The organism is Sphingobium sp. BS19, from assembly GCF_027925545.1.
Taxonomy (GTDB): Bacteria; Pseudomonadota; Alphaproteobacteria; order Sphingomonadales; family Sphingomonadaceae; genus Sphingobium.
The window spans coordinates 125,867-138,040 of sequence record NZ_BSEF01000004.1 but is presented as its reverse complement, the minus strand read 5'-3'; the positions used below and the strand labels follow the sequence as shown (position 1 = coordinate 138,040).

Here is a 12,174-nt window from a genome sequence, read left to right as displayed (position 1 = left end):
GCAGCAGAGCAGGGATTTCCGGGCCATGACCGTCACCATCACCCAAGCGGATCTGATCGAAAGCGTGGCCGATGCGCTTCAGTTCATCAGCTATTACCACCCGATGGATTATATCCGCGCGCTGGGGGAAGCCTATGAAGCGGAACAGTCGCCCGCCGCCAAGGACGCCATCGCGCAGATCCTGACCAACAGCCGCATGTGTGCCGAAGGGCATCGCCCGATCTGTCAGGATACCGGCATCGTCAATGTCTTCGTGAAATGGGGTATGGACTGCCGCCTGGACGACACCGCCAAGTCGATGCAGGAGATTATCGACGAAGGCGTGCGCCGCGCCTATCTGCACCCGGAAAACAAGCTGCGCGCTTCGGTCCTCGCCGACCCGGCTTTCACCCGCCGCAATACCAAGGACAACACTCCTTGCGTGTTGCATGTCGAGATGGTGCCGGGGTCGAAAGTCAGCGTCGATGTCGCGGCTAAGGGCGGTGGCAGCGAGAACAAGTCCAAGTTCAAGATGATGAACCCCAGCGACAATATCGTCGACTGGGTGCTGGACATGATCCCGCAAATGGGCGCTGGCTGGTGCCCGCCGGGGATGCTGGGCATCGGCATCGGCGGCACGGCGGAACACTGCGTGCTGCTGGCGAAGAAGGCGCTGATGGACCCGATCGACATGGGACCGCTCAAGGCACGCGGACCGCAGAACGACATCGAAGCGCTGCGTATCGAGATTTTCGACAAGGTGAACGCGCTGGGCATCGGTGCGCAGGGTCTGGGCGGGCTTTCGACCATTCTCGATGTGAAGATCATGGACGCGCCCTGCCACGCCGCTGGCAAGCCGGTCGCGATGATCCCCAATTGCGCCGCGACGCGCCACGCGCACTTCACGCTGGACGGCTCCGGACCCGCCTATCTGGAACAGCCCAAGCTCAGCGAATGGCCCGACGTCAACTGGACGCCGGACAAAGCCGCGATCCGCGTCGATCTCGACACGCTGACGCCGGAAGTGGTGCAAAGCTGGAAGCATGGCGACCGCCTGTTGCTCAACGGCAAGATGCTGACCGGGCGCGATGCCGCGCACAAGCGGATCAAGGATATGCTGGATGCGGGCGAACCGTTGCCGGTGGAGTTCAAGGGTCGCGTCATTTATTATGTCGGGCCGGTCGATCCGGTGGGTGAGGAAGTAGTCGGCCCTGCCGGTCCCACCACCGCCACGCGCATGGACAAGTTTACACGCATGATGCTGGAAGAAGGCCTGTTGGCGATGGTCGGCAAGGCAGAGCGCGGACCGATGGCCATCGACGCGATTCGCGACCACAAGAGCGCCTATCTGATGGCAGTCGGCGGCGCGGCCTATCTGGTGGCGAAAGCGATCAAGGGATCGAAGGTCGTGGGCTTTGCCGATCTGGGCATGGAAGCGATCTACGAATTCGAAGTGCAGGACATGCCGGTGACGGTTGCCGTGGATAGCGAAGGCCAGTCGGTCCACCATCTCGCGCCGCTGGTCTGGCAGGAAAAGATCAAGCGGGAGAAGCTGCTGGAGCGCGCCTGATCGCTAATGGTGGGCCGCGATCATCGCTTCCTCGGCAGCGGTGAAGGCGGAGCGGCCCTTTGGCGCGTCGGCGGCAATGGCGGTTACGAAAAACGCCAGCCCTTTGCCCGACGCCGGATCGACCCACAGGCCTGAGCGCAAGCCATAGGCTTCGCCCGCATGGCCGATCCGCGTGCGCCCGTCGCCAAAGGGATCGTCGCGACATGCCGCGTTGCGCCCCGGCAGCGCGAGTATCTGCACCGCCAATCCGTAGGCGCAGTGAAAGCCGCCTTCGGTGTCGCCATTGGTGCCATCATAGGTCCACTGCGCGCGGGTCATTTCCCCAAGACTAGCGGCTTTTAGGAAATCGGGGCGCTTGCCCGCCAGCACCATGCCGAGCTTTGCCAGACTACGCGCGCCGATCCGCATGCCACCTTGCGGACTGAAGGCCGCGCCGTGACGACCCAGTGGGTAGCGCGTGAGATCGCAGCTACCGTCGCTCGCAGGCACGACCGGGCAATCAGGCTTCGTGCCATGCAGATCGTCGCGCGCCACGGTGCCGTCGGCATTATACAGCACGACGGCGTGGCGCACCGTGCGCGATGAGCAAGTCGTCCAGTTGAAGCAGGCGTCGAGCTTTAGCGGTGCAAAGACTTCACGCTGCATCAATCGGTCGAAACGCTCACCCGTGGCGGCCTCCATCACCGCCGCGACAATTGGGAAGTTGAGGTTGGAGTAAGTGAAGTATCCGCCCGGCTTATGCGCGCTGTCCCACGCCTTGGGATCGCGCATCACGGTGTCCAGCCGCGCATCGAGAGGTAGCGCGTACTCCACGCCGTCCCGCACTCCGGCAGTATGCGACAATAACAACCGTAGCGTGATCGGGCGATCCGGGAACGCGGGATTGCGCAGGGGCCAGCCCAGTACCTGCGACACGTCCCGATCCAGATCGAGCACACCCCGCTCCACCAGCCGCATGGCGGCCAGCGCCGTTGCCAGTTTGGAGATAGATGCGATCCGGACGGGATCGTCGGCCTTTGCATGACGACCGGCGCTACGGTCGGCCATGCCCTGTGCGCCGCTGGCCGTGACCTGTCGCACGTCGAAACGCGCCCAGGCGGATGCCGGTTCGGTGACTTCGGCGGCGGCATTGGCAGTCGATGCCGGGGAAATTGCCCATGCCGAAAGGCTCATCGCCACCCATAGAGGGAAGGGTCGTTTCATGGACCGTATCGCTTGCACCGCCCTGCACCTCCCGCGCGCCCGGACGCTTTTTGCCAAGCCGGGGTTCGGCCTCGGATATGTCACTAATCCTTATTTAACCACAAGGGTTTACGCAGGAAAGGATGAAGCACGCCGCGCTCACGACTGACATATATCAAACGATAACCAAGGCCGCAAAGCTGTCAGGCGATCTGGGGCTGCGGACGCTCGACCTTCAGGCGGACATCGCGGAACTGGCCGGTCGCGTCACCGCGCAGGCGAAAACCATTGACGTCATTGGCAGCGAAGCGGTCCAACTGGCCCACGACAGCGCCAACGTGTCCGATGCAGCCAATGACGCACAGCAGAAGGCGACCGCTGCCCATGCCGTGATCAGCGATTCCAATCGCCAGCTTTCCGAAGCGACCGTAGATGTCGTCGACATGATCGAACAGGTCAGCCGCATCCATGACAGTCTGGGCGGCTTCACCGAAGCATTGACCAAGGTCGGCCATGTCACCAGCGTGATCAGTGGCATTGCCAGCCAGACCAACCTGCTGGCGCTCAACGCGACCATCGAAGCGGCCCGTGCGGGCGACGCGGGGCGCGGCTTTGCCGTGGTGGCCAGCGAAGTCAAAAAACTGGCGCAGGAAACCGCCGCCGCCACCAAGACGATCGAAGTGTCGATCCGTGCGCTGGCGGGTGAAGCCGACGGCATGCTCAGCCGCATCGGCAAGGGCGTGGAAAAGGCCAAATCCGCGCACAAAGGTACGCGCGATATCGAAGCGCTGGTCGATCGACTGGCGACATTGATGCGTGGGCTTTCGGAAAACAGCGCGTCGGTGGCGAACCGCATCAGCTCGATGGTCAGTTCGGTAAGCGAAATCCACAGCGGTCTCGACGCGTTGTCGACCACTTCGACCGATAATGCCCTGGGCCTGCAAAGGCTGTCAGGCCGGGTCAGCACGGTCAGCGACGACACCAACATCCTGTTGCAGTATCTCGCCGAAAGCGGCGTCGAAATACCCGATTCGCCGTATATCCACTTCGGATTGCGGGCTGCGGAAGCCATTGCCGAGCAGCTCGAACGCGATATCGGCGAAGGCCGGATTGCAGAGGCGGACGCATTCAGCGACACTTATGCGCCGGTCGCGTTCTCCGATCCCAAACTGTTTACGCACCCCATTCAGCCGTTCATAACGGCTGCGGCACGTCCGTTGCAGGAACAGGCGCGGGCCTTGCCGGGCTTTTTCGGCATGACCTGCACCGACCGCACATCCTGGGGCGGTGTCGCCATGCCCGAAAGATCGCTGCCGCAGCGACCCAACGATCCGATCTGGAACGCGGAGTTCGCGCGGGCCGGGCAGATTTTCGATACACCGGACACGGTCGAGCAAGTGAAGACCACGCAGCCTTTCTGCATCAAGGCCTATCGCCGCCCGATCAGCGGCGGCGGCGTGATCCTGTTGAAACAGGTTATTGCCTCGATCCATATTCGCGGTCGCCACTGGGGCATTCTGCAGATCGCCTACGCCGACCAGAGCTGAACGACCTTCCGCAAAAAATCCTGTTATAAAAATGCCTTGGCAAGCGCTGTCAAAGAACATAGACAGAACATATGGCATGGCTCGACACTCGGCAGAAACTTGAAATCCTTGCCGATGCGGCGAAATACGATGCGTCCTGCGCGTCGTCGGGAACATCCAAACGCAGCAGCACCAGCGGCCCGAAGGGCGGGATCGGATCGACCGAAGGCATGGGCATCTGTCATGCCTACGCCCCCGATGGCCGCTGCATCTCGCTCCTGAAAATCCTGCTGACCAACAGTTGCGTCTTCGATTGCCATTATTGCATCAACCGCAAGAGCAGCAATGTCCGCCGCGCGCGCTTCACGCCGCAGGAAGTCGTCGATCTGACGCTGTCCTTCTATCGTCGCAATTATATCGAGGGGCTGTTCCTCTCATCCGGCATCATCCGCTCGCCGGACTATACGATGGAGCAAGTCGTGGAAGTGGCGCGCAGCCTGCGCGAGGATCATGACTTTCGCGGCTATATTCATTTGAAAACCATACCCGATGCCGATCCGGAACTGATCCGGCAGGCGGGGCTTCATGCCGACCGTATATCGATCAACGTCGAATTGCCGACACGCGCGGGGCTAAAACGGCTGGCACCGGAAAAAGACACCGATCGCATCGAAGGCGCAATGGGGTCGATGCAGACGGAAATGATCGACAACAAGGACGCGCGCAAACGCTATCGCCACGCGCCGCGTTTCGCACCGGCCGGCCAGTCGACGCAGATGATCGTGGGCGCGGACGACGCCAGCGATACGGCCATCGTCACACGGGCGAGCGGGCTTTACGGCAACTTCGGGCTACGGCGCGTCTATTATAGCGCGTTCTCCCCCATTCCCTCGGCCAGTGCGGTGCTGCCGTTGCAACGCCCGCCGCTGATCCGCGAGCATCGGCTGTATCAGTCCGACTGGCTGATGCGCTTTTACGGTTATGCCGCGCATGAGATTGCCGATGCGGCGGACAGCGTGACGGGCAATCTGCCACTGGATATCGACCCAAAGCTGGCCTGGGCGCTCAAGCATCGCGCGGACTTCCCTGTGGATGTGAACCGTGCGCCACGGGAAAAGTTATTGCGCGTGCCGGGGCTGGGGGTGAAAGCCGTCAATGCGATCTTGCAGTCGCGCCGCTTCCGCACGCTGCGGCTCAGCGATGTCGCACGTTTGACGGCATCAATCGTGAAGATACGTCCGTTTCTGATCGCGTCGGACTGGCGCCCCGTCATGCTGGCGGATCGGGCCGATTTACGGTCGCTGCTTGCGCCCAAACCCCGACAACTCGATTTATTCGGCACGTGAAGCGGAAATGTCACGTTTTTGGGCCCATTTTGCACTTTTCCGATTGATTCTGTGGCGTTCTCATGAAACCTTCGCTGTGCCTTCAATGGGCAAAGGGGATTGCGATGGCTTCGATATTTCCGACACGCACGGCGGACAATGTTCAGTCGGTCGACTATGGTCGACGGATGAGCAGCCATGTCGCAGCAGCGCTGGTGATCTTCGCCGTGTTGCAGATCGCTGTCGTAGCGAAGCTGGGCGGATCGCTCGTCATGCACCTTGGCATATTCATCGCAATTGGCGGCTTTGCGATTGCGGCCCGCAGCCTGGAAAGTCGCTGGATCGCTCTTTCGGAAAAGTCGGATACAGATCAATTGGCGCGCTGTTTCCGCGCGGATATAATTCCGCTTTGGGCCGCCAGCCTCGTCGCCCCGTTCCTTTGGATACCGGTCGGGATGATGTTCGGGCTCATGTTCAACTAGCAACAGCCCTTTTTTCTAACATAGACGACGGCGGTGCGGTTGCCGACGGTGTACGCGCATGTTCTGCGTAACCCTCGACGCGCCGGACGATTTCGATGGGTGGCGCAATGCAGCGCGCAATCTGGCGCTGTCCAAGGTGCCTGCGCAGGAAGTTAGCTGGCACGTAGGTGCATCGAGCGGCGATCTGTTCGGCGGTGCACCGTTACCGCACGTCGATCCTTCCGCCTCTTTCGCCGTGCCCCAGCCCTTTGTGGATCTTGCGCAGTCGGCGATACTGCACAGCGACCCCGAACGCTTTGCCTTGCTGTACGCGCTGTTGCTGCACGTCCGGGCCCGTCCCGGTGTCGTGCAGGATCGAGCCGACCCCCTCCTGCGCCGGGTCGATATGCTGGCGAAGGCAGTGCGCCGCGACATTCACAAGATGCATGCCTTCGTCCGCTTCCGCGAAATCGAAGCGGTTGATGGCGCGCCCGCCCGGTTCGTCGCGTGGTTCGAGCCGGATCATCACATTGTCCGCGCCAATGCCGGATTTTTCATCCGCCGCTTCGCCAATATGTGCTGGTCGATCCTGACGCCGGAATGCAGCATCCATTGGGACGGGAACATTTTGCGCGAAGGTCCGGGTGCCGAACGGGGCGACGCGCCTGCCGAAGATCCGGTCGAGGATATCTGGAAAGGCTATTACAGCGCGATCTTCAATCCGGCGCGGCTGAAGGTCGGTGCGATGATGTCGGAGATGCCGAAGAAATACTGGCGCAACTTGCCGGAGGCTTCGCTGATCCCGGATCTGATTGCAGGCGCACAGGCGCGCGAGTCCGCCATGATCGCCGCTAGCCCGGTGCCCAGTAAGAATATCGAAGCGATCCCAAGCGCGAGGGAAAATTGGACTGAACTACGCGCCGAGGCGATGACCTGCACCCGCTGCGCCTTGCACTGCACCGCCACGCAAACCGTGTTCGGCGAAGGTCCGACCGATTCGCGCCTGATGATCGTCGGAGAACAGCCGGGCGATCAGGAGGACCTGGCGGGGCGGCCTTTTGTCGGTCCGGCGGGGCAAGTGCTGAATAGCGCGTTGGCCAAAGCCGACATAGATCGGTCTCGCACTTATCTGACCAACGCGGTGAAGCATTTCAAACATGAGCTGCGCGGCAAGCGACGTATTCACCAGACGCCGCAAACCCCCGAAATCGAAGCCTGCCGATGGTGGCTGGGCCGCGAAATCGACGCTATCCGCCCGCCGGTGATCCTTGCGCTGGGAGCGACGGCGGCGCGTGCGGTGCTGGGCAAGGCCGTAACCATTGGCAAGGTGCGGGGCGCTGCGATCCCGCTGCCCACGGGTCAGGAATTATGGGTGACCGTCCATCCCAGCTATTTGCGGCGCATTCCCGACGCCCAAAAAGCCCAGGAGGAACGCGCACGCTTTCTGGACGATCTGCGGCTGGTCAGGGCGCGGCTGGACGGGGCGCGGCTGGCGACGGTCTGATCGTCCGGGTTATTCGCACCCCATCAGATTGTCGTCCTTGTAGAAATGGCAGACGGCCGACCATGCGTCCTCCGCCGTTTCGACCCATGTGAACAGGTCGAGATCGCGATGCGCAATGACGCCTTCGTCGGCAAGGGCTTCGAAATCGACGACCTTCGTCCAGAATTCCTTGCCGAACAGCAGGATCGGGATCGGCTTCATCTTGCCCGTCTGGACGAGGGTCAGTAATTCGAACATTTCATCGAACGTGCCGAAGCCGCCGGGGAACACCGCCAGCGCCCGCGCCCGCAGCAGGAAGTGCATCTTGCGCAGTGCGAAATAGTGAAACTGGAACGACAATTCAGGTGTCACATAGACATTGGGCGCCTGCTCATGCGGCAGGACGATGTTCATGCCGATGGAGGGCGCTTCCGCATCGGCTGCGCCGCGATTGGCCGCTTCCATGATCGAGGGGCCGCCGCCCGAGCAGACGACGAAATTCTGATGCCCATGTTCGTCCACAGGATAACGCGCTGCGATCCCGGCCAGCTTGCGTGCTTCGGTATAATATTTCGACTTGGCGGCGAGGCGCTGCGCGATCTCCCGCTCCTTGTCGGTGGTCGCCGCGTCGATCCGCTCCTGCGCACGATCCGGTTCGGGAATGCGGGCCGAGCCATAGAATACGAAGGTCGATTCGATCTTCGCTTCGTTCATCAGCAATTCGGGCTTGAGCAATTCAAGCTGAAAACGGATGGGGCGCAAATCCTCGCGCAGCAGGAAATCGGTATCCTGAAACGCCAGCTTGTACGCGGCGCTCATGGTTTGCGGGGTGTGCAGGTTTTTGGCGGCGTCCTTGGCTTCCTGCTTGGCAGGGCGGAACTTGCGCTCTTCAATCTCTTTCTTGGTCATCGACGGCCATTAGCCAAGGGGCATGACATTGCCAAGACGCAACCGCCCGAGACTTAGCGGCAATACAGCCCCTTGCCCCCCAGATCGAAGTGCAGATGATCCTGATGCGCGGCATTGTAATCGGGGCTGAGCACGGTGCGGAAACGCTTGCAGGCACTGCCGCGGATGGTGCGCAGGAATTGCTGCTCACGACTGTCGCCGTTCCAGTTGCCCTTGATCGAAATGCGGCGCCCGTCCGCCAGCACGAATGCCGACACATCCACGGCATTGCTGCGCGCATGTTCGGACAATCGCCCCGATCCGGCGATGGGACGGCAGGAATAGGTGCCAAACGTCTCGATCCGCACCAGCTCGCTCCCCAGGAACAGTCGCGCAGCAGGCTGTACGGCGTAGCGTGTCCATGCGGAAAATTTCTCCGCCAACGGGCATGTCATGGCGCCCAGATTGGTCGTCGGCACGCCGGTGTCGAGCAGCTTGACCGACCCGACGGCCGAACAACCGCCGCCGAAACTGCGGTCAGGCAAGGTAGAGAACTGAACGCCCAACCGTCGCAAATCGGCCACACATTGCTTGATATCGACCTGTGGCGGGGCGGCTCTGGCGGGTTGTCGCGGGCGTACGCTGCGCCGCTTTTCCGATGGCCCGGCGCAAGCGCTCGCGAGCGCCAACAGGGCAAGGCTCGCAACCCAACGCCCTGAAAACCCGCCTTTTGTGTCTCGCCCGCTCATCGGGGCCAGTATATCCGTCAATGCTGAACCTGTGGCAACGGCTTTGCGTTTCAGTCGGTCGCGCCCTGCGCACCGACTGGCCAGCGACCTTCATCGCACTTGACTAATCCGCTGCCGCCTGTAGGGCCGCCGACGGGCCACGCGGTCCCAACGCCGCGCGTGCTCTCTGTGAGGAGAGACTACATGACTGAAGTTACCCGTCCGGGCTCTAAGCCTGCGCGTCCTTTCTTTTCTTCCGGCCCTTGCGCGAAACCGCCCGGCTGGACCCCCGAAAAACTCGCCACCCAATCGCTGGGTCGTTCGCACCGGTCGAAGATCGGCAAGACACGTCTGCAATATTGCATCGACCTGATGCGCGAATTGCTGAACCTGCCCGAAACGCACCGCATCGGCATCGTGCCGGGGTCGGACACGGGCGCCTTTGAAATGGCGATGTGGACGATGCTGGGTGCGCGCCCGGTGACCACGATGGCGTGGGAAAGCTTTGGCGAAGGCTGGGTGACGGATGCCGCCAAGCAGCTTAAAATCGACCCGACAATCGTGCGCGCCGATTACGGCCAGTTGCCCGATCTCTCCGCCGTCGATTTCTCGACCGACGTGCTGTTCACCTGGAACGGCACCACCTCTGGCGTGCGCGTCCCCAATGCCGACTGGATTCCCGATGACCGCGAAGGCCTGACTTTCGCCGATGCGACCAGCGCGGTGTTCGCGTACGATATTGACTGGACGAAGATCGACGTCGCGACATTCTCCTGGCAGAAGGTGCTAGGCGGCGAAGGCGCGCATGGCGTGCTGATCCTCGGCCCCCGCGCGGTCGAACGGCTCGAAACCTACACCCCAGCATGGCCGCTGCCCAAGGTGTTCCGTCTGGTATCGAAGGGCAAGCTGACCGAAGGCGTGTTCAAGGGCGAGACGATCAACACCCCCTCCATGCTGGCAGTCGAAGACGCGATCTTCGCGCTGGAATGGGGCAAGTCCATCGGCGGTGCCGCGGGCCTGATCGCACGAAGCGACGCCAATGCCGCCGCGCTCGACAAGATCGTCGCGGATCGTGACTGGCTCGGCCATCTCGCGGCGGACCCGGCGTCGCGCTCCAAGACCAGCGTATGCCTGACCGTCGAAGGCGCCGACGAAGCGTTCATCAAGAGCTTCGCCGGACTGCTGGAGAAGGAAGGCGCGGCATACGACATCGCAGGTTATCGCGATGCCCCCGCCGGCCTGCGCATCTGGTGCGGCGCGACTGTCGACACCGCCGATATCGAAGCGCTCGGCCCTTGGCTCGACTGGGCTTATGCCCAGACGAAGGCTGCCGCTTAACACCTGCGTAATTCGTCACCCCAGCGAAAGCTGGGGTCTCACTTCCCTTGAAAAACAAGGGAGATCCCAGCGTTCGCTGGGATGACAGGAGTATATATCATGCCCAAAGTTCTCATTTCCGATAAAATGGACCCCCGCGCCGCCCAGATCTTCCGCGACCGGGGCGTCGAAGTCGACGAAATCACCGGCAAGACACCCGAAGAGCTGATCGCGATCATCGGTCAGTATGACGGCCTCGCCATTCGCTCCTCGACCAAGGTGACGAAAGCGATCCTCGACGCGGCGACCAACCTGAAGGTTATCGGTCGCGCAGGCATCGGCGTCGACAATGTCGATATCCCCGCTGCCTCGGCCAAGGGCGTCGTGGTCATGAACACCCCGTTCGGCAACTCGATCACCACCGCCGAACATGCCATTGCGCTGATGTTCGCCCTCGCCCGCCAATTGCCCGAAGCCGATGCGTCGACGCAGGCGGGCAAGTGGGAGAAGAACCGCTTCATGGGCGTCGAAGTCACCGGCAAGGTGCTTGGCCTGATCGGTGCAGGCAATATCGGCTCCATCGTCGCTGACCGTGCACGCGGCCTGAAGATGAAGGTCGTCGCATTCGATCCGTTCCTGACGCCTGAGCGCGCCATCGACATGGGCGTGGAAAAGGTAACGCTGGACGAACTGCTCGCCCGCGCCGACTTCATCACGCTGCACACGCCGCTCACGGACCAGACGCGCAACATCCTGTCGGCAGAAGCACTCGCCAAGACCAAGAAGGGCGTGCGCATCGTCAACTGCGCGCGCGGCGGTCTGATCGACGAAGCGGCGTTGAAGGCGGGTCTCGACAGCGGCCATATCGGCGGCGCAGCGCTCGACGTGTTCGTGACCGAACCGGCCAAGGAAAGCCCGCTGTTCGGCACCCCCAACTTCATCTCGACTCCGCATCTGGGCGCGTCCACGGACGAAGCACAGGTCAACGTCGCGCTGCAGGTGGCCGAGCAACTGTCCGACTATCTGCTGGACGGCGGCGTGACCAACGCGCTCAACATGCCCAGCCTGTCTGCAGAGGAAGCGCCCAAGCTCAAGCCCTACATGGCGCTCGCCGAAAAGATGGGCAGCCTGCTGGGGCAGCTTGAAGGCGACAAGGTGCAGGGCATTTCGATCGAAGTCGAAGGCCATGCCGCGGAACTGAACCAGAAGCCGATCACGGCAGCGGTGCTGGCGGGCTTGATGCGCGCCTATTCCGACACGGTGAACATGGTCAATGCGCCGTATCTCGCCAAGGAACGCGGCCTCGACGTGCGCGAAGTGCGCCACGATCGCGAAGGCGCATATCAGACGCTGGTGCGCGTCACGGTGCAAACGCCGACCGGCGAACGCTCCATCGCCGGCACGCTGTTCGGACCGGAGCAACCGCGTCTGGTCGAACTGTTCGGCATCAAGGTGGAAGCCGATCTGGCGGGCAACATGCTCTACATCGTCAACCAGGACGCGCCCGGCTTCATCGGTCGTATCGGGTCGACGCTGGGTCATGCGGACGTGAACATCGGCACCTTCCATCTGGGTCGCCGCAATCAGGGTGGCGAAGCGGTGCTGCTGCTGTCGGTCGACGGCGTGGTCACCGAGCCGCTGCTGTGGGACATCTGCAAGCTCGACGGCGTGAAGACCGTGAAGCTGCTGCGCTTTGCTTGATGTATGACGAGAAG

Annotated in this window: 10 protein-coding genes; 7 read left to right on the top strand and 3 right to left on the bottom strand. The window is 62.1% G+C overall.

Annotated features, from left to right (window positions below):
• The first annotated feature begins 25 nt into the window (after positions 1–25).
• Positions 26–1,549, top strand: a complete 1,524-nt coding sequence (locus QMG56_RS05515; RefSeq protein WP_281821584.1) for a fumarate hydratase — start codon at positions 26–28, stop codon at positions 1,547–1,549.
• Between the two features lie 3 nt (positions 1,550–1,552).
• On the opposite strand, the gene QMG56_RS05510 is transcribed toward QMG56_RS05515, so the two are convergent.
• A complete protein-coding gene (locus tag QMG56_RS05510; RefSeq protein ID WP_281821582.1) occupies positions 1,553–2,752 on the bottom strand; it encodes a serine hydrolase in 1,200 nt (399 codons plus the stop codon).
• A 122-nt stretch (positions 2,753–2,874) separates the two neighbouring features.
• Here QMG56_RS05510 and QMG56_RS05505 point away from each other — a divergent pair, with 122 nt between their 5' ends.
• The 4 genes from QMG56_RS05505 (at position 2,875) to QMG56_RS05490 (ending at position 7,547) form a co-directional block, all read left to right on the top strand.
• Positions 2,875–4,278, top strand: coding sequence for a methyl-accepting chemotaxis protein (locus QMG56_RS05505; RefSeq protein ID WP_281821581.1), 1,404 nt, complete (start codon positions 2,875–2,877; stop codon positions 4,276–4,278).
• Between the two features lie 71 nt (positions 4,279–4,349).
• A complete protein-coding gene (locus QMG56_RS05500) occupies positions 4,350–5,603 on the top strand; it encodes a putative DNA modification/repair radical SAM protein (RefSeq protein WP_281821579.1) in 1,254 nt (417 codons plus the stop codon).
• A gap of 104 nt (positions 5,604–5,707) precedes the next feature.
• On the top strand, positions 5,708–6,064 hold the full coding sequence (locus QMG56_RS05495) for a hypothetical protein (protein WP_230187876.1): 357 nt from the start codon (positions 5,708–5,710) through the stop codon (positions 6,062–6,064).
• Positions 6,065–6,122: 58 nt separating this feature from the next.
• Complete coding sequence (locus tag QMG56_RS05490; RefSeq protein ID WP_281821577.1) at positions 6,123–7,547, top strand: UdgX family uracil-DNA binding protein; 1,425 nt, start codon at positions 6,123–6,125, stop codon at positions 7,545–7,547.
• Positions 7,548–7,556: 9 nt separating this feature from the next.
• Here the strand turns inward: QMG56_RS05490 and QMG56_RS05485 are convergent, their stop codons facing one another.
• Together QMG56_RS05485 and QMG56_RS05480 are read right to left on the bottom strand one after the other, a co-directional pair.
• Complete coding sequence (locus tag QMG56_RS05485) at positions 7,557–8,435, bottom strand: LOG family protein (protein ID WP_281821576.1); 879 nt, start codon at positions 8,433–8,435, stop codon at positions 7,557–7,559.
• Positions 8,436–8,488: 53 nt separating this feature from the next.
• Positions 8,489–9,163: an extensin family protein gene (locus QMG56_RS05480; protein WP_281821575.1), complete on the bottom strand. Its 675-nt coding sequence runs from the start codon at positions 9,161–9,163 to the stop codon at positions 8,489–8,491.
• Between the two features lie 183 nt (positions 9,164–9,346).
• Between QMG56_RS05480 and QMG56_RS05475 the strand changes: the two genes are divergently transcribed.
• Both QMG56_RS05475 and serA read left to right on the top strand, forming a co-directional pair.
• Positions 9,347–10,480 (top strand): phosphoserine transaminase, encoded by a 1,134-nt coding sequence (locus QMG56_RS05475; protein ID WP_281821574.1) that lies wholly within the window; start codon positions 9,347–9,349, stop codon positions 10,478–10,480.
• Between the two features lie 99 nt (positions 10,481–10,579).
• On the top strand, positions 10,580–12,160 hold the full coding sequence (serA, locus tag QMG56_RS05470; RefSeq protein ID WP_281821572.1) for a phosphoglycerate dehydrogenase: 1,581 nt from the start codon (positions 10,580–10,582) through the stop codon (positions 12,158–12,160).
• Positions 12,161–12,174 lie beyond the last annotated feature (14 nt).